General features: G+C 64.4%; 18 protein-coding genes and 1 tRNA gene. 10 read left to right on the forward strand and 9 right to left on the reverse strand.

What is annotated here, in order from left to right; translation table 11 throughout:
* The first annotated feature begins 90 nt into the window (after positions 1–90).
* Together F9K34_RS00110 and F9K34_RS00115 are read left to right on the forward strand one after the other, a co-directional pair.
* Positions 91–175, forward strand: a tRNA-Leu gene (locus tag F9K34_RS00110).
* A 402-nt stretch (positions 176–577) separates the two neighbouring features.
* Positions 578–1,723 (forward strand): hypothetical protein, encoded by a 1,146-nt coding sequence (locus F9K34_RS00115; protein WP_291334428.1) that lies wholly within the window; start codon positions 578–580, stop codon positions 1,721–1,723.
* Between the two features lie 73 nt (positions 1,724–1,796).
* Here F9K34_RS00115 and F9K34_RS00120 read toward each other — a convergent pair whose 3' ends face one another.
* From F9K34_RS00120 to F9K34_RS00140, 5 genes are all read right to left on the reverse strand, one after another.
* Entirely contained in the window at positions 1,797–3,116 is a 1,320-nt protein-coding gene (locus F9K34_RS00120) for a reverse transcriptase domain-containing protein (protein WP_291334429.1), read from the reverse strand.
* A complete protein-coding gene (locus F9K34_RS00125; RefSeq protein WP_291334430.1) occupies positions 3,116–3,415 on the reverse strand; it encodes a winged helix domain-containing protein in 300 nt (99 codons plus the stop codon). Before F9K34_RS00125 ends, F9K34_RS00120 begins: the two co-directional genes overlap by 1 nt.
* Entirely contained in the window at positions 3,408–3,629 is a 222-nt protein-coding gene (locus tag F9K34_RS00130; protein WP_291334431.1) for a helix-turn-helix transcriptional regulator, read from the reverse strand. Before F9K34_RS00130 ends, F9K34_RS00125 begins: the two co-directional genes overlap by 8 nt.
* A 108-nt stretch (positions 3,630–3,737) precedes the next feature.
* Entirely contained in the window at positions 3,738–4,496 is a 759-nt protein-coding gene (locus F9K34_RS00135; protein WP_291334432.1) for a hypothetical protein, read from the reverse strand.
* Positions 4,496–5,698 carry a tyrosine-type recombinase/integrase gene (locus tag F9K34_RS00140; RefSeq protein WP_291334433.1) on the reverse strand — a complete coding sequence of 401 codons (1,203 nt, stop codon included), beginning with the start codon at positions 5,696–5,698 and terminating at the stop codon, positions 4,496–4,498. The genes F9K34_RS00135 and F9K34_RS00140 overlap by 1 nt, the downstream gene beginning before the upstream one ends.
* Positions 5,699–6,374: 676 nt before the next feature.
* Here F9K34_RS00140 and F9K34_RS00145 point away from each other — a divergent pair.
* The 8 genes from F9K34_RS00145 to F9K34_RS00180 all read left to right on the forward strand — a co-directional run bounded on the left by F9K34_RS00145 (position 6,375) and on the right by F9K34_RS00180 (position 12,304).
* Entirely contained in the window at positions 6,375–6,989 is a 615-nt protein-coding gene (locus tag F9K34_RS00145) for a ribonuclease D (protein ID WP_291334434.1), read from the forward strand.
* 2 nt (positions 6,990–6,991) lie between these two features.
* Positions 6,992–7,960: a KpsF/GutQ family sugar-phosphate isomerase gene (locus F9K34_RS00150; protein WP_291334435.1), complete on the forward strand. Its 969-nt coding sequence runs from the start codon at positions 6,992–6,994 to the stop codon at positions 7,958–7,960.
* A 10-nt stretch (positions 7,961–7,970) separates the two neighbouring features.
* Complete coding sequence (locus F9K34_RS00155; RefSeq protein ID WP_291334436.1) at positions 7,971–8,579, forward strand: hypothetical protein; 609 nt, start codon at positions 7,971–7,973, stop codon at positions 8,577–8,579.
* Entirely contained in the window at positions 8,579–9,079 is a 501-nt protein-coding gene (lptA, locus tag F9K34_RS00160) for a lipopolysaccharide transport periplasmic protein LptA (RefSeq protein WP_436405697.1), read from the forward strand. Before F9K34_RS00155 ends, lptA begins: the two co-directional genes overlap by 1 nt.
* A complete protein-coding gene (gene lptB / locus F9K34_RS00165; RefSeq protein WP_291334437.1) occupies positions 9,079–9,840 on the forward strand; it encodes an LPS export ABC transporter ATP-binding protein in 762 nt (253 codons plus the stop codon). The genes lptA and lptB overlap by 1 nt, the downstream gene beginning before the upstream one ends.
* Before the next feature lie 11 nt (positions 9,841–9,851).
* Complete coding sequence (locus F9K34_RS00170) at positions 9,852–11,111, forward strand: RNA polymerase factor sigma-54 (RefSeq protein WP_291334438.1); 1,260 nt, start codon at positions 9,852–9,854, stop codon at positions 11,109–11,111.
* A gap of 116 nt (positions 11,112–11,227) precedes the next feature.
* Positions 11,228–11,803: a ribosome hibernation-promoting factor, HPF/YfiA family gene (gene hpf / locus F9K34_RS00175; RefSeq protein ID WP_291334439.1), complete on the forward strand. Its 576-nt coding sequence runs from the start codon at positions 11,228–11,230 to the stop codon at positions 11,801–11,803.
* A 36-nt stretch (positions 11,804–11,839) separates the two neighbouring features.
* The gene (locus tag F9K34_RS00180; protein WP_291334440.1) at positions 11,840–12,304 is read left to right on the forward strand and encodes a PTS sugar transporter subunit IIA; all 465 of its coding nucleotides are present in this window, start codon (positions 11,840–11,842) and stop codon (positions 12,302–12,304) included.
* On the opposite strand, the gene F9K34_RS00185 is transcribed toward F9K34_RS00180, so the two are convergent.
* From F9K34_RS00185 to galE, 4 genes are all read right to left on the reverse strand, one after another.
* Complete coding sequence (locus F9K34_RS00185) at positions 12,273–13,721, reverse strand: nodulation protein NodH (RefSeq protein WP_291334441.1); 1,449 nt, start codon at positions 13,719–13,721, stop codon at positions 12,273–12,275. The two genes, F9K34_RS00180 and F9K34_RS00185, sit on opposite strands and share 32 nt — an antisense overlap.
* A gap of 11 nt (positions 13,722–13,732) precedes the next feature.
* On the reverse strand, positions 13,733–15,436 hold the full coding sequence (locus tag F9K34_RS00190) for a DUF5927 domain-containing protein (protein WP_291334442.1): 1,704 nt from the start codon (positions 15,434–15,436) through the stop codon (positions 13,733–13,735).
* The gene (locus F9K34_RS00195) at positions 15,433–16,443 is read right to left on the reverse strand and encodes a glycosyltransferase family 2 protein (protein ID WP_291334443.1); all 1,011 of its coding nucleotides are present in this window, start codon (positions 16,441–16,443) and stop codon (positions 15,433–15,435) included. Before F9K34_RS00195 ends, F9K34_RS00190 begins: the two co-directional genes overlap by 4 nt.
* Positions 16,444–16,635: 192 nt before the next feature.
* The gene (gene galE, locus F9K34_RS00200) at positions 16,636–17,625 is read right to left on the reverse strand and encodes a UDP-glucose 4-epimerase GalE (protein WP_291334444.1); all 990 of its coding nucleotides are present in this window, start codon (positions 17,623–17,625) and stop codon (positions 16,636–16,638) included.
* Positions 17,626–17,627 lie beyond the last annotated feature (2 nt).

The raw sequence follows: 17,627 nt of genomic DNA on the forward strand, positions 1-17,627 counted from the left end.
CGAACAAGGCGCGAATGCGCGCGGGGGCAATCCGGCGGCGCCCCGTTGACAGGCCCCGGCAGCCGCTATACATCGCCCGTCACGACACCTGCCCAGGTGGCGGAATTGGTAGACGCGCTGGTTTCAGGTACCAGTGCCGCAAGGCGTGGAGGTTCGAGTCCTCTTCTGGGCACCATTACTACCAGAAAAGTCCTGCAATCCTAATGGGTTGCAGGACTTTTGGTTTTTCGATCCACCTTTCCATCCACCCTTGGGCGCTCGTGAAGGTGGATAGAGGCGTTCCTCCCGCCCCGAGCTACGAGTCCTAGCCCCGGATGTATGGACGGCGGCTTTCGCCCAGCATCGCCTTAGACCGCGTGCAGTGACTCACCCAGGCAGAACTTGTCAGAAGCCTTGCCTTGGAACATGCGCCCGTGTCCCATCGTAGAGAGGAGGTAGGCCTGAAGAGGGAACGAAGTCTAACGCCCCAAAGCCTAGTGGCATTCGCGCCCTCCAAGTCTGGCGCGCAGTGAAAATCGACTTGCCTTGTCCACTTCGCCGCTGCACTTCTGGGTTGAGGTGTTCGCGGGAGGTTGCTTTGTTGGTTCTTCTGGCAGTTGTTTCAATGGCCGCTCTGCTTTGGGCTGGGGTCTCGTTGCTTGGGGTTCTTTATCCCTTCAAGCCATTCCACACGCGCAAACGAGCATTGCGGTCCTTGGGTGGTTCGCTTGCGATATCTATCGCATCTTTGCTTTTTGTCGGTTTCAACGCCGAGTCAAAGCCCAAAGCGGCAAGTGAAGTTGCTGCAACACGGTCGGCTTCCTCTGCCGAAGTCGCAGTTGAAGAGGATAGGACTGCCGACGCGCCCGTAGAACCCACCGCTTCCCCAGAGCTTGACCAAGCCTCCACCGAGGCGGAGACATCTGTGCAAATGTCCGCGAATGCTTGCAGTGGCGGCACAGCCTCGCCGGGCGATGTCGTCGCAGTGTCCGGGGAATATGCGCTATATGTAGAGCCAGACGAAAGCTCCGCTCGGATCAAGAATGAAAAAGCTTCAAAGATACTTGGCGAGGCGCACTATCACCAGATCGACAAGTCAACGACTGTTCGCCGCCTTTGCGTGAAGGGGGATTGGACAGAGGTTCAGATCGTCACCCCCGAATGGCTGACCTTTGTAAAAGGCTGGGTGCCAAATGCGGCCCTAAGGGGGATAGAGCACTCGGGAGACGGCGCGCGGGTCTTTGTCGAGGACCACTTTTATTGGGATGACAGCACTTCAAAGTTTAAGGCGGAGATTGTGGCGGTCGTTAACAAGATTGCCCGTGAGAACGCAAACTGCCCCAACCCCGACCCCGGCACAGTTTCCAAATCCGCCGACCGAAGTAAGCCAAATGATCCGGTATTTTTCGTCATGTGCGGGGAAGGGACCGACGTGTTCAATGTGTGGTTCAAGCCGGGCGACGCTTCGGGGGACACAACATTTGAAGCAGTCCTTCCCCTTTCACAAACCGCTGCTGTCGATGCCTGCGAAGTAGTGGCGAAAAGCGCGGCAACGCACCCATCCACCGTTGATTTTTCGCGCTTCGTGGACCTGTCATACTTCGCGCACAAGAACGGAAATGTGCGGGTCACTTCGACATTTACCGCAAAGAACGCGCTGAACCTCGAACTGAAGTATGACATCTACTGCTTCTTCGAGGGCAACAAGTTGGTCGAGCATTCCATCGCCGAAGCGTTGCAGTAGGACGCAGGTGCCACACGGTTTTGGCTTGGCGACTTGATCCAGCGCCGCTTGCGTATGCAGCGCAGTGCGCTTTTTAGGAGCAGCTAGGGCCTTGGTGCAAGCGAAACCCTTGCAACAGGCGGGCTATCACCGCGCCTTCGGTCGTGGTTGGCGGATCGAAGACATGGGCGTGCAGGTCGGACAGGAAAGCGTTCTGCCTGCCGTCGAGCCAGAAGCCTGTCAATTCGGCACAGCGGTCAAGGTGGGCGTCCACGTCCCCCGCCGCGCTGAACCCGTTGCGAAAGGTCCGCAACGCCTGCCAGATGGCCAAGGCGAAGGTCAGGTCGCCCAGCGTGTCGTCGTCTTCCAGATCGGCCAGCCGCTTTTCCAGCTTGGACAGGGCAGCTTCGGCAACGCTGATTTCAGGGCTGTCAGGGTCAAAGGCGTAGGACAGAAAGTCCAGAGGTTCCGTTCCCGGCCCCGCATAAACGGCGGGGCACAGGTTCAGCGGGCCTGCGGGGCAATCGCGCTGGAAATACGCGACCAAGGATTCAATCACCGCTTGCCTTGTGGTAGGGTCTGCGGCGGCAACGGCGATGTTGTCGGTGCAGATCAGAACCATCGCACCCTCGGGCATGGACATGTCGTTCAACAGCCATGCGAGGATGAGATTGGAAGCTGGCGAGCCTTGCAGCAGGCCCCGTGGCCCGCTTTCACTGTGAGAGTGCATAGGAATACCAGAGAGGCGTCGATTGGCCGTCGTCCCTTTCTGGGGTTCCCATTCTTCAAACGTCATGTTGCGCGTATCGAGCGCGCGGCGGATCACCTCCTTTGGCAGTGGCAGTTGATAAAGGCTGTCGGGGTTGATGCTCTGGAAGCAGTCCACGATGTCGAGCTTCGCAAGATAGGTCTGCCCCGCGTTCTGGGCTTCCTTGAGACGGCGGGCGGCTTCATCGCGGCCCCGACCCGTCACCCCGTAAATATGGTTGTTCGGCACAAACGCCGCCTTGAGCGCCCCGGCAATCACGTAGTGCACGGCTTTCAAGTCGGGCGGCAGCGCACAGATCGGGCGATAGCCGCCGCTTTTCTTAGAGTGCTTGTGCCACCGGATGGGCCGGTAGCCCTCGCGCCAAGGGTTTACAGTGGCGGCAAGGGCTTCGGCGGTCTGTCGGTCCGGTTCACCGCGCAATGCCGCCAGCGCCCCGCAGAAGCGCGCGGCAGCGGCGGAAAGATACTGTCTGATGTAAGGCTGCACCCGCTCCCCGCGCGCCTGCTTTTCACGCAGCCCGTTGGCCAACTTGGTGCGCGCGGCATGGGCAAGGCCCACCTCGCGCTTCCATTGCTTGGCAGAGGTGGATTTTGCACCCCGTTGCACGGGGCGGAGATTCGGGGCGGGACGGGGCGTGCCAGTCATCAGAAAGAACCCCCTGCGACCTTCTCCACCTTCGACAGCAGGACGTAGCGGGCATGGGTGCCGGGATAGGCCCCGCCGTGCTTCTCCCGCTCGGTCTTGATGATCAGGCCACGGCAGCGCAGCTTGAAAATGTTGCCTGCCCAGCGCGGCGCGGGGTCATCGTAGAACGTGCAACCCGTTGCACCGCCCCGGATCAGGGCATCCAGCGTGTCACGTTCCCGACCGTGGCGCAGGGAAATAATGAAAGACTGTCCGTCTTGATCGGACACCCGATATTCTAAGCGCCCCTGATCACGCATGGCGGGCCTTCAGGTCGGCAAGGTGGGCTTGAAGCATGGAACCAACCCAGTAGGTGCGCCGCCCGATCCGAAGCGGGCTGGGCATCAAACCCCCCTTGACCCAGCGCCAGATCGTGGAGTGGCTGACGCCGTAGAGGAAGCAGACCTCCTTGGTGCTGATCAGCTTTTCAACCGGGTATTTTCCGCCTTCGTTCGGCAGCTTCTGGACTGCCAAGATGGCAGGCTGCGTTTCAGGGATGATAGAAAGTGACATTTCCTGCGACCTCTTGATTCGCGTTGAGATGTCATTTGATGCCGCCACATGCTGCGGCCAGCATTGGCGCTATTCCTTTAGGAATGGGTGCAATGCTTCGCCGTCGGCCCCGCTTTGCACCTCGTTGCACAGACGGTGAAACCATTGGCTGCGCTCGGCGCGGGCTTTCTGCATCGCCGCGACGAAACTGCGCTTGTGCCATACATTCATCGCGGTGTTCTGTTCGAGCGTTACGCCCCGTTCATCGACGGCAGGAATGCCCGCCTGTTTGAAAACCTTCTCAATGAGCGCGGATGCGCTCCACCTTAGGTCTTGCCTTGCTGGGGCGTCCGCATCCGTCGGAATGCCGAAGGTCGGGTTCAGGCCGAACTCGTCAACCAGTTCGTGCGTGAGATGGAAAAGCATGAAATTGCGTTTCCAACTCTTGGTGGCTGCCTTGGATTTTCGCTTGGGCCGCTTAACCGTTCCATCAAGCACGCCCGATACAAGGTTCCGAAATCCTCGGGGCACCGAGCCTTCTAGGCGAACGGATGAGGCGCAGATGTCCATGACCAAATCGAAAACATCCGTGTCGTGCGCCGCCGCAGAGGCCATTTCGGGAACGAATTGCGGCACAAGCCTGTAACGACGAACTTCAGACCCATCTTCTGTGGTCACATGGTCCAAAGTAAACGCAACTTCGTAGTAAACCTCCGCCACAGGCCCCCACCAGTCTGGAAAATACTGCGACATGAACAGCCGTGCGCGGTCCCAGACCAATTCCTCCGCCCTCGGGTCGGGTCCGGGTTTGAAAAACCCCTCTGTCTCTCTCTGCTTGATCTTTGCCATCACTGCCCGACGACCAGCTTGACGACCTCGCCCGAGGACTTCCCGGTGACGAAATCGGCCCAACGGTTCGTCAGGGCACGGCGCTGTTCCAAGAAGTCGGTTCGCAGGTAAGCCTTCACGACTGCGCTTCCAATCGAATGGGCGATGATAGTCTCCGCCACCTGATGCGGGGCGTCAGTGCAATCCGCCAGCCAGACACGCAGGCTGCTCCGAAAACCGTGCGGCACGGCGTCAAGGCCGCGCGACTTCATCACCTTCCGCATTGTATTGTCGGAAATAACGGCTGATTTCTTCCCCGAACTCGGAAAAAGGTAGCCGTTCCGCTCAAATGCTCGGGCCTGTTCGATGACGCGAAGGGCTTCCGGCGAGAGCGGCACGCGAAACTCGCGTGTTGTATCCAACCTTCCCTTCACCCCGTCTTCTGGAATGGTCCACACATCGCCGCTGATCTGGTCTTCTCTGATGAACCGGATCGGCTCGGACCTCATCCCGGTCAAGATCAACAGGCGAAGCGCCAAGTGCGATATGCTTCCATCGTTCAAGCTCTGATAAAAGTCTGGAACCTCTTGCCACGACATGGCGGGGATGTGCTGCGCCTTGTGACGCCGCTTGCCCAGCAAAGCCTTCGCCTTGTCTGTCGCGTCGAGGTTCACATTCAGGTTCAACGCAGCGGCGTGCTTCAAGCAGATGCCGATGCGGTCCATCGCCTTGCGGGCTGTCTCCGCCTTCGTGTGCCAGATCGGGGCGAGGGTGTCGCGAATATCCATCTGGTCGATTTCAGAAACTGGCGTTTTACCCAGCTTCGGCAGCACATGAAGCTCAAGAGGGCTGAACCACCGCCTCGCTTTGCCATCCCGTTTCAGTTCGGCCTTGCGGCTTTCGAATGCATCGCGGGCAACATCCTCGAACAGGTGCAGGTTTCGAACGGCCTCCTTCCTCTGGCGTTCCCGGTCTTTGATCGGGTCAACGTTTTCGCGGCCCTTAGCGTTGGCCTCCTCTGCCTTCCGCCGCGCGTCCGCCAGTGAGACGCCGGGGTAAGGACCAAGACCCATTTCCCTCCGTCGCCCGTGAATGGTGAATCGCAGAACCCACTGACCGCCGCCGTCAGGACGCTTCACAAACCACAACCCGCCGCCGTCGCAATACTTGCCGGGCGCTGCCGCCGCGATACCCTTTGCCGTCAGCCTGTTCTTGGTTCGCATATCGCTTCTCAATCCACCCTTCTATCCACCTTTTACGATACGCTCTTATGAAACCTTTTGAAACACAAAAACATCATATGAAACATGAAGATGCTTGTTTTCTTGGGGACTTGAAACCCTATGAAACCTAATGAAATTCGGTGCATTTTCGGTGCCCTGCCTCTCCTGGGCACCACAGGGCCGCCGGCATCCCGAGTGATGCGGCGGCCCTTGTCGTTACAGGGTCCGGCCCACAGATGCCTCTGCCGCAACAATCTGGCCGAAAACACCCGCTTCGTTGCCAAAACCCACCGAGGGACTAGCCGAAAAAGACAAGTTCCAGAATCGCCGTCCGTTATGGTTCTCTACACGTGTAAGTGGTGGTCATTGTTAAGAATTCTACGTAAAGTATTTCCAGCGGATAGCATTTGTTTCCGGACTGACCCCCAATCGTCTCGGGTGGGCGATTGGGGGCAAGTCCGCGAAAGTCGCGCGGGCTGGGGGGCCCCGAGACCAGGAATGTTGAATCAGAGCGTGGTGGCAAGGTGCCGACGGCCGTCCGATGACCCGGGCGGCCGTTGCGCCTTTGCGCCGCCGGTCGTCGCCGTTCCGGCGTCGGCATTGAGCCCGGGCGGCAATTGGCCTAACTAGCAGGAAACCCGCGCGGGCAGCTGCCCGCCCGCCCCGCAGAGGCCCCATGACGATACATCTTCACCAGCACGACCTGCCCGAGGGGCTCGATCTCGGCTCCGTTGTCGCAATCGACACGGAGACGATGGGACTCGATCCGCGGCGCGACCGGCTCTGCGTCGTGCAGCTTTCCGCGGGCGACGGGGATGCGCACCTTGTGCAGATTGCCAGAGGTCAGGCGAAGGCGCCCAACCTGACGCGGATGCTGGCGGACCCGCAGGTCCTGAAGCTCTTCCACTTCGGCCGCTTCGACATCGCTGCGCTCAGGGCTGCGTTCGGTGTGACCACGGCCCCGGTCTACTGCACCAAGATCGCCTCGAAGATGGTGCGCACCTTCACCGACCGGCACGGCCTCAAGTACCTCCTGCAGGAACTCCTGGGCGTCGATGTCTCGAAGCAGCAACAGACTTCCGACTGGGGCGCCGAGGCGTTGACCGAGGCGCAGCTCGACTACGCCGCCTCCGACGTGCTCTACCTTCACCGGCTCAAGGCCGAACTGGACGCCCGGCTGGAGCGCGAGGGACGCACGGGCCTCGCGCAGGCCTGCTTCGACTTCCTGCCCGCGCGCGCCGAGCTCGACCTCATGGGGTGGGGCGACACGGCCGACATCTTTACCCATTGACCATGCCGGATCGCGCGACCCTCCTCGCCACCGCGCGCCGCGTCATCGCCACAGAGGCGCGTGGCCTCGCGGCACTTTCCGAAACGCTCGGCCCGAGCTTTGCCGAGGCGGTCGAAGTCATCCTGAAGGCCAAGGGCCGCGTCATCGTGTCGGGCATGGGCAAGTCCGGCCATGTCGGCCGCAAGATCGCCGCCACGCTCGCGTCCACGGGGACGCCGGCGCAGTTCGTTCATCCGGCCGAAGCGAGCCACGGCGACCTCGGCATGGTGACCGAGGCGGACGTGGCCCTGGTGCTGTCCAACTCGGGCGAGACGCCCGAGCTTTCGGACATCCTCGCCCATACCCGCCGCTTCGCCATCCCGCTGATCGGCGTGGCCAGCCGGGCGGAGTCGACGCTGCTCAGGCAATCGGACGTGGCGATCCTGCTGCCGGAGGCGGAGGAAGCCTGCGGGATCGGCATAGTCCCGACCACCTCCACCACGATGACGCTGGCGCTGGGCGATGCGCTGGCCGTGGCGCTGATGGAACACCGCCACTTCACGCCGGACCATTTCCGCACCTTCCATCCGGGCGGCAAGCTCGGGGCGAAGCTCCTCAAGGTCGCCGATCTCATGCACGGGGGCGAGGCGCTGCCGCTGGTGGTCGAGGGAACGCCGATGGGTGAGGCGCTGGTCGAGATGAGCCGCAAGGGCTTCGGCGTGGTGGGTGTCACCGACGCGGCGGGCCGGCTGGTCGGCATCGTCACCGACGGCGACCTGCGCCGCCATCTGGCGGGCCTTCTCGACCGGACGGCGGGCGAGGTGATGACGAAGGGTCCGCGCACCATCGCGCCCGACCAGGTCGCCGAAAGCGCCGTCGCGGTCATGCGGGACCGCAAGATCACCTGCCTCTTCGTCGTCGAACCCGCCGGCGACGGTCGCGCGGCCGGTATCCTTAACATCCACGACTGCCTGCGCGCAGGCGTCGTCTGAGGGCGCGAGGGTGCGCGACAACATCCACTCGCGGGTGGTCTTCTGGCTGAAGATCATCCTGCCGCTGGTCGCGCTGGCGCTCCTCTCCACGCTCTTTCTCTTCTCGCGCCGGATCGACACCGAGGCCGCCCTTCCCTACGCCGAGGTGGATGTGGAGGACCTCGCCCGCAACCAGCGCCTAGCGGCCCCGGAATATGCCGGTGTGACCGAGGACGGCGCCGCCGTGACGGTCCGCGCCGCCGTGGCGAGGCCGGCGAGCGAGGGAGGTGCCGCAGTCGCCGACACGATCACCGCGCGCTATGAAACGCCGGACGGAATGGTGATCACGCTCTCCGCCGACGAAGGGTCGCTCGACGATGCTGCCGGGCGGCTGGTCCTTGCCGGCGCCGTGAAGATCGCGACCTCGACGGGCTATCACGTGACCGCGATGCGGCTTGACAGTGCCCTGGACCAGACAGAGCTTCATTCGGAAGGATCGGTGCGCGTCCTGGCGCCCTACGGAACGATTGACGCCGGACAGTTGGATATCCGCCATGAGGATGCCGAAGTCCCGGGCTACGTGATGGTTTTCACCGGCGGCGTGAAGCTGGTATATGAGCCTGCGAAGAAGGACCCGTGATGACCCTTTCCCTCCCTGCCCTCGGTGTCGCGCTGGTTGTGGCCATGGCCGCGCCCGGGCTCGCCCGCGCGCAGGGAGCCGAGGTCGCCTTCGGCGGACTCAAGGCCGATACGTCGCTGCCCGTCGAGGTGACGGCAGATGTCCTCAGCGTCAACCAGACCGACGGGACTGCGATCTTCAGCGGCAACGTGCTGGTGATCCAGGGCGAGATGCGGCTTTCGGCGGACCGCGTGGAGGTCATCTACGGCAATGCCGAGCGGAGCCGCATCGAGCGGCTTCATGCCAGCGGCGAGGTGACGCTCGTCAGCGGCATGGATGCGGCCGCGGCGGCCGACGCGGTCTATACCATCGAGTCGGGCGCCGTGGAGATGACAGGCGACGTGCTTCTGACGCAGGGCGCCAACACCATCGCCGGCGAGAAGCTCGTGGTCGATCTGACCAGCGGCACCGGCAAGATGGAAGGTCGCGTGAAGACCATCCTCCAGCCCGGGGGCAACTGATGGCACGCGCGCATGGACTGACGGTGGCCGAGGGCGGCGCGGGCCTGAAGGTCCTGCACCTGCGCAAGAGCTATCGGCGCCGGCCGGTGATCCGCGACGTCTCGCTGGAACTCGCGCGGGGCGAGGTGGTGGCGCTCCTCGGGCCGAACGGCTCGGGCAAGACCACCTGTTTCTACAACATCGCCGGCCTCATCGCGCCGGACGCGGGCCAGGTTCTGATCGACGGGCGCGACGTGACGGGCCTGCCGATGTACCGCCGTGCACGTCTCGGCATCGGCTACCTGCCGCAAGAGGTATCCATCTTCCGCGGGCTTTCCGCCGAGGACAACATCCTCGCCGTGCTGGAGATCACCGAGCCGGATGTGCACAAGCGGCGCGAGCGGCTCGAGGAACTGCTGTCCGACTTCTCGATCACGCACCTGCGCCGCGCGCCGGCCCTGGCGCTCTCCGGCGGCGAGCGGCGCCGGGTGGAGATTGCGCGCTGTCTGGCGGCTAACCCGAAGTACCTCCTGCTCGACGAGCCCTTCGCGGGGGTGGACCCGATCTCCGTCGGGGATATCCGCACGCTTGTCCACGATCTCAAGACGCGAGGAATCGGCGTTCTGATCACCGATCACAATGTCCGCGAGACGCTGGAGATCGTGGATCGCGCCTATATCCTGCACGACGGCGTCGTTCTGATGAGCGGGACGGCCGAGGAGGTCGTGCGCGACGAGAACGTGCGGCGGGTCTATCTCGGCCAGAACTTCCGCATCCTCTGAGGGGACGGGCGGTGGCGCCGAAATCCGGTCTCGGACTCGTCCAGCGCCAGGGGATCTCACTGTCCGCGGGGATGCGGCAATCGCTTGCGCTTCTCAGGATGCCGACGCAGGCCGCAGCCGAGGCGATCACGCGGGAGGCCGAGGAAAACCCCTTCCTGGTGGTCGAGGCCGGCAGCGGCGGCAGCGGCAGCGCTTATGACTATGCGCTGAGCGTCACCGCCGCGCACGAGAGCCTTGGCGAAAGCCTGAGCCGGCAGATCGCCATGCAGCGGCTCGATCCGGCCACGGCGGCCGCGGCCAACTATCTGGTCACTGAACTGCGCGAGGACGGCTATCTCGACGTGTCGCTTTCGGAACTTGTCGCCGGTACCGGCGCGCCGCTTGGCGTTCTGGAGGCGGGGTTGCGGGCGCTGCAGGCCTGCGAACCGGCGGGTGTCGGTGCGCGCGACCTGGCCGAATGCCTGGAACTGAAGCTCGTCGATGCCGGCATCGACCGGACACTCGCCCATGCGGCCACGCGGAGGCTCGACGATTTCGCCGAGGGCAGATGGGCGCGGCTTGCCCGCGACCTTGGCCAGCCGCAGCCGGCCCTGGAACGGATCGCCCTGCTGCTACGCAGCTTCGGCTCCGCCCCGGTACACGAGGAAGACGCCTGGGTGGACGTCCTCATCCCCGAGCTGGCGGTGGAGGTCGGGCCCCACGGCGGGATCACGGTCTCGCTCCTGCCGGGCGCGCTGCCCGCGGTTTCGGTGATGCCGGTGGCACGGGGGTCGCTCGACGGCGAAACGCTGCGGTCGTTTCACGAACGCGCCCGGCGGATGGCCGCTGCCGTGACCGCCCGGCGTGACACGCTCCTGATGATCGGGCGGCACATCGCCGAGGTCCAGTCCGCCTTCTTCCTCGGCGGGCAGGAGACGATCCACCCCGTCACGCGGGCCGAGGCGGCCGCATCGCTTGCCATGCATCCCTCGACCTTCGGCCGCGCAATCGCCGCCAAGGCGCTTCTTTGCGGCACCAAGGTCCACCCGCTCTCGCTCTTCTTCTCGCGGGCGCTGGCCGGGCGGGCGGGTGCAGTGTCGCCGTTCGATGTGCAGCGCCGCATCCGCGAGATGATTGATCAGGAATCTGCGGACGCCCCCCTTGCCGACGAAGGCCTTTGCGCCCAGCTCAACAAGGAGGGCGTTGACATCGCGCGCCGAACTGTCGCCAAATACCGCAAATGCATGCGCATACCGTCATCGTTCGGGCGAAAGCGCCGGAGGGCCACCTGAGGGTCCTTTCCGCCTTGCGATTTCGGGCCCGAGAGCAATCCCCGCAGCCGGACCCAGAGGCGAGCCGCCACGTGCGGCGCAAGGGCTGAAGCCGGCTTTCAACCTATGGAGGTGTCATGCGTTACAAGATCAGTGGCCGGCAGATCGATGTGGGCGACGCCTTGCAGACTCATGTCAAGGCCGAGCTCGGGCAGACGGTCGAGAAGTATTCGCAGCGTCCCACCGACGCCACCGTCGTCTTTTCCCGCAACGCCTACGAATTCCTTTGCGAAGCGACGGTGCATCTGTCCACCGGCCTTACCGCCTCGGCGAAGGGCGGGGCGACGGAGATCTATGCGGCCTTCGAAGCCTGCCGCGAAAAGATGGACAAGCAGTTACGCCGCTACAAGCGGCGGCTGAAGGACCATCACCGCGAACGCAGCGAACCAGTTGAATTCGCGGGGGCACCCATGTATGTGCTCGCCGCGAACGAAGGACCTGAGGAATCGGAGCCCGAGAGCCTGCAGCCGATCATCATTGCCGAGATGGAGACGAAGATTCCCTCGCTCTCGGTCGGTGAGGCGGTGATGCAGATGGAGCTTGCCGGCGCGCCCCTGCTCGTCTTTCGCAACGAGAAGAACGGCGGTGTGAACGTGGTTCACCGCCGGGACGATGGGAACGTGGGCTGGATCGATCCGTCGGCCAGCAGCTAGGACGCCGGGACGACCGGCGCGGGAAAAAGTAGCGATATGGACCTCACAACTCTGCTCAAGCCGGCGGCTGTCCGGGTGCTCGGACATGCCACCAGCAAGAAGAGGCTTTTCCAGGATCTTGCCGAGATCGCGCATTCCGTCTACGGGCTGAATGCGACCGAGACGATCGACGCGCTGCAGGAACGCGAAAGCCTTGGGCCGACCGGTGTCGGACACGGGGTCGCGCTGCCGCACGCCCGGATGCATGGTCTCGACCATGTCGCGGGCGTGTTCCTGCGGCTGGAAAAGCCGCTCGACTTCGACGCGGTGGACCGGCAGCCGGTGGACCTGGTCTTTGCGCTCTTCGCGCCCAAGGATTCCGGCGTCGACCACCTTAAGGCGCTGGCGCTGGTGTCGAGGACCCTGCGCGACCCGGGAACCTGCGCGAAGCTCAGGGCGAACACCGACCCGGCGGCGCTGCACGCCGTGCTTACCGAGGCGCGGTCGAGTCAGGCCGCCTGACGCGCTTCGGCGCCTTCCAGGCGCCAAAGCCGAAGCTCAAGAAATCCCGTCGGTAGATGTCCCGCACGAGGGCATCTAGGTCGCGGTCGTGGATCGCATCGAGCGGCACCGGCGCAGGGTCGGCGGGTGCGGCAGGCGGTGGCAGGGCCGCGATGCCGACGGTGTCGGCGAGGTAGCCCAGGTCCTCCGCAAGGCGGTCCTCGCGCACCAGGAGGTCGGGCGCGACGAACCCGGCGAGCCCGGCGACGAGCGACCACTGGGTGCCCCAGATCGCCTCCTGCCGGAGCCCGGTCTGGCCGGCGAGGTTGACCTTCACGAAGCCGAGGAAAGCCGCGAAGGCGGCCCGCCACTCCGCGGGCGTCATGCCGTCCGCCCCGCCGTCGGCCGGGATCGGAACGGCGTAGTGCGCCCTCAGCCGACGGCGCAGGTCTGCGTGCTCCTCCGTCATCAGCACCGCCGCGAAGGCGTCGTGCACCCGCAGCAGCGGATGCCGCAGGACGGTGAAGCTGCGGTGACCGGTCGCGCCCCGTTTCCACTGGCGCAGCGTCTTCTGGGTGAAGCCCTCCTCCAGCCAGCCGGTGCCGAGTGCGGCAAGCCAGGCGCGTACATGCGCGTCGCGGAAGGGCGGCAGCGGCAGGTAGATCAGGGGCGCCCCCTTCGCCGCCACCGCGCGCGGAATGCCGGGGGCCCGGCGTGGCTCGAAATTCGGGGTGCGGGCAAGGCTCGCCCAGTCGATCCGCGCCAGCGCGTCCTCCATCTCGGGGAAGTTGCGCACCTTGTCGGCCATCTCCTCGGGGTTCTGGCGGACAAGGTCGGCCGAGATCGCTTCCACCCGGTCGTCGAGCCCGAGGTGGGCCAGCAGGCCGTTCACCACATCGACCCGCAGGGAATCCTCGTAGTCGAGATAGAAGGCCGTCTGCCCGCTGACCTGAAGCGCGTTGAGGAGCCGGACCTGGAACGCCTGTCGTTCGGCGAGGAAGGCCTCGAACTCCGCGGGCTTGAAGGGCGGCTTCCAGACGATCCTGTCGATCACGTCGGTCAGCCGCCAGCGCTTGGTGTTATAGGCGATCTTGAGGCTGATGTAGCAATCGACCGGGTTGCGGGTCAGCACGATCTTGGCGCAGCGCGGATCGGTCAGGATCGCGTCGAGAACCCGGGGCTCGTGGTCGAAGAAGAACCGGAAGCCGTTCAGCCCGGGCGCGGTCCGCACCCGGTCCAGCAGTACGGACGGATTGGCGATGCGGTCGGCCATCGTCACGCCGAGCACCTCTGCCACGGCCGGGCCGCCGAGGTGGTCGGGGTTGAAGATCTCGCCATGGCAGGCGATGCCCGGAACCTGCGCCAGCGTCGCCTCCAGAAGGTTCGACCCGGTGCGCATCTCGGCGAAGATCACGAAGCTGTCGAAGCGACGGTCCACGCGCCGGCCTCCTAGCGCACGAGGTAGGGCCGACCACGGTCGCGGGCCGGCGGCTGCGGCTCATCCGTCATGGCGAAATCGCCCATCAGGGTCGGCATCATCCCCTGGTTCTTGAGGTTCTGCAGGAACTGACCGAAACCCGTGAGGTCCACGAGCTTCGGCGCCTCGGTCACGGGTCGCACGGAGCGCGGGCTGATCTCGTCCAGGATGGCCTGCAGCGGTTCCATCGGGTTCTCGATGAACTCCGCCATCGTCCAGATGCGGACGCGCGCCTTTACGTACATGGTGCGCAGGATCTTCAGGTGCTCCGTCTCGATGCGTTGCAGCCGCGCTGCTTCCCTCCGGATGTCTGAGAAATTCCGGTTGGCACGCGACAGCGGCACCGCCCAGGTGCCGGAGACGACCGATATCTGGGCGTTGGAGTCGGTGGCCATGAACCAGTTGCAGTCCTGGTTGTCGCGCGGGCTGAATTGAAAGCACTGACGTTCGCCGCGGGTATTCCAGATGAGGTTGGTCAGGAAAGCCTTCGGATTGTAGTCCCTGAGCGCCGCGCTGTCGGATAGCGCGCCGTTGAACACCGTCTCGCCGCCGGCGAACTCGGCCCTTCCGGGGGCGAAGAGATGGCCATGGACGCGGCCGCCGACGGACTTCGACAGCCAGATGTCGAAATTCTCGAAAAGATCGGAAAAGCCGTGGAACACGGAATAGGGCGCGCCGGTCTTGCCGTTCTCGTGGTTCTGCACCGGAAACCGGCTTTGCATGTAGAGGCCCGCGCGTCCGCGCGTCCTCCGCTCGACCGCCTTGGCGAAGAGCCGGTCGATCTTGCCGGGATTGGGTTCGGCCCGGGGCCCGCCCGGAGCCTGCGGGGCGAGGAAGGTGCGGTAGAGCCGATCCGCCTGCGGCCAGGCCTTGCGGGCGACGAAGCAGTCAGACCGGCGCAGAAGCTGGAGGTGGTCGTCGTAGAACGTGTGGGGCTTGCCCTGCACGTCGAACTTCGCCAGCGTAAGCGACCGGCTCTCGATCCGGGTGGAGTAGAGCCTTGCAAGGGTCTGGAAATAGCTTTCGTCGGGGATCCAGACGCGGCGGAAATAGGCGTCGTGCTCGGCCCTGTCGGGGTCCTCGAGGATGGCGGACAGGGTCCTGCGGGTCAGGCACCACCACTGGCTGCCGAGATGGGGCACAAGGCCCTTCGGGACCGAGCGGCGGAACCCGATGCGGCGTTGCGCGCGTACGTAGAGGTCGAAAAGCCGGCGTTGCTTGCGCCACGAAAAGGGGAAGCGAAGCGTGAAGCGTTCCTCGGCCAGGCCGCCGACGGTCCAGGTGACATCGGCGGTGGTGACGCTTTCGATGAAGTCGGTCTGGGGTCGCGCATCGAGGTAGTCGATGAGTTCCTCCACCGGGCGGAGCGGCAGGCACGCGCCCGAGGCGAGGAAGACGTGGCGGACGTCCGGATGGCCGGCCAGGAGCCGGGTTGCGGCCGCCTGCGTCGCGGCGACGAGAGACCAGGTGCCCCAGTCGCAGGCATAGCGGCTGGAAAAGCTGATGATATCTATGTCGGCCAGGTCCTCGACAAGCCGGCGGTAATCCACCGCCGCGGTCCGACGGTCCACATGGATCACGACCGGGCAACCGGCCGCAGCCCAGAACCGCGCGACCTCCGCCGCCCGGTTGAGCGCCGTATGGCAGAGCATCACGAAACCGAGAGGCGCGGTCATGCCCAGTTCCCCTTTGACATGAGGCCGAGAATCTCGAGTTGCCGCCAGTTGATGTATTTTTCCGACCACTTGCACCAGAGGTCGCCGTTGTCCTTCAGCGTCTCGGCATAGGCGATGTACTCCCGGCTCTGGGCGAAATGCTCGCGCCGCTCCAGTTCCTCCGCGACCTTGGCGGTGAAGGGCGACAGGAACTTGGCGTGAAGCAGGCATCCCGATGCCCGCTCACCGCCCCATTCGTCGTAGACGAGATTCAATCCCCGCGGCAGGAGCATGTGGGTCGAGCTGACGAAGCAGTAGGACCAGTGCCATTTCACCAGCGGTATCTTGTTCAGGGAAGGCGCCTCGCGCGGGCGGTCGGCGAACATGGTCCGCGCCCGGGGCCCGCCCTGGATCCACAGGTTGCCGAAGGTCGGGTTGCGCGAGATCATGTAGTTGCCGCTGTCGAACCAGTTCGCGACCTCGAACGGGTTCGCGCCTTCACGATAGGGCTCGGCGTCGATGGGGCCTTTGGGATACATGTCCACGACCATTGCCGGGAAGCTGCGCCGGGTCGAGATATCGAGCCAGTCGGTCAGGGCGCGGATCGGCCGGGTGTCGCAGAAGGGATAGATGAAGAACTCGTCCACGTCGACGGCAAGGATCCAGTGGCCGCGCCCGTGGCGCATCAGGAGCCAGTTCATCCAGTCCGCGCCATAGCGCGACCCGCGATAGCTTGCCCGCGTCGTCCAGAGCGACACGTCAGCCTCCGCGGCCAGATGCTCGCGCGATCCGTCGTCCGACCCGTTGTCGACCACGAGGAAGTGGCTGATCCCGAGATTGCGGTAGTAGCGCAGGAAGAAGGGCAGACGAACCCGCTCGTTGCGCAGGACGGTGACCAGAAGGATCGCGTCCCGACCGATTGTGGCAGTGCGGTCGGCGGCGGGCGTCAGTTCACGCCGCTTGCGGAATGCACGAAACCGAAGCCGCTTGCGCCGAAGTCTCAGCCGGTAGCGTTCCCAAAGGCGCATACGGTCCTTTCGCACTCCCTGTCCGGGTCGCCGGACAGGCCATCATCACGATCCTAACACAGCCTAGAGGCACAGGAACTGGCCCGCGGTCAAGGTTCTTGATGTTGCGGCCTTCCCCGCGTTCGAAAACCGCAACCCGGGGCGCAGGATTGACACTTTTCGCGCCATGGGCACGCCCCTCGCCGCGGCGGTTCAAGCCTCGTAGCGGCCCGTCTGGTGCCAGCGCCATGCGTCGGCAATCATCGTCGCCAGGGTGGAGCGCCCGGGCTTCCAGCCGAGCTCGCTCCGCGCACGTTCGCTGCCGCAGACGAGAGATACCGCGTCGCCGGGACGACGGTCGCCCCATACGACGGGCACTTCGCGGTTGGTCACGATCCGCGATTGCGCGATCACCTCGCGGACGGTGAAGCCCGTGCCGGTGCCAAGGCAGAAGACGCGGTTCCCGCGCCCGGATTCCAGCCACCGCAGGCCCGCGACATGGGCATCGACGAGATCGGCGACATGCACATAATCGCGCACGCAGGTCCCGTCCCTGGTGGGATAATCCGTGCCGAAGACCGTCAGTGCCGGCCGCTTGCCGTCGATCGCGTCGAGCATCAGCGGGATCAGGTGCGTTTCCGGCCGGTGGAATTCACCGACCTCGCCCTCGGGGTCGGCCCCGGCGACGTTGAAGTAACGGAAGATGACGGAGTTGAGCCCATGGCTGGCGGAGAAATCGCCGAGCATCTGCTCGATCGCCATTTTCGACTTGCCATAGGCATTGAGCGGCGACTGCGCGGTGTCCTCGTCGAGCACCACGCCATCCCGGTCGCCGTAGGTGGCGCAGGTTGACGAGAAGACGAAATCCCGGCAGCCGGCGGCCAGCGCGGCCTCGATAAGGTTCAGCGCGCCGGTCACGTTCACGCGCCAGTAGATGCCCGGATCGCGCATGGCGTCGCCCACGAGGCTGATCGCGGCGAAGTGCATCACCGCTGCCGGCTGCCATTGTGCAAAGACCTCGGCAAGTCTTGCCGGATCGGCGAGATCGCCATGCTCGAAGGGCCCGAACCGCACCGCATCGCGCCATCCGGTGGAAAGATTGTCGAACGTCACGGGAAGGTAGCCCGCAGCTTTCAGCGCCTTGCACGCGTGCGAGCCGATGTAACCCGCCCCCCCGGTGACGAGAACGGTGCGGTCGGTCATCT

Origin of the sequence: Albidovulum sp. (assembly GCF_008933605.1) — a bacterium.
In the GTDB taxonomy this organism is placed as follows: domain Bacteria; phylum Pseudomonadota; class Alphaproteobacteria; order Rhodobacterales; family Rhodobacteraceae; genus Albidovulum.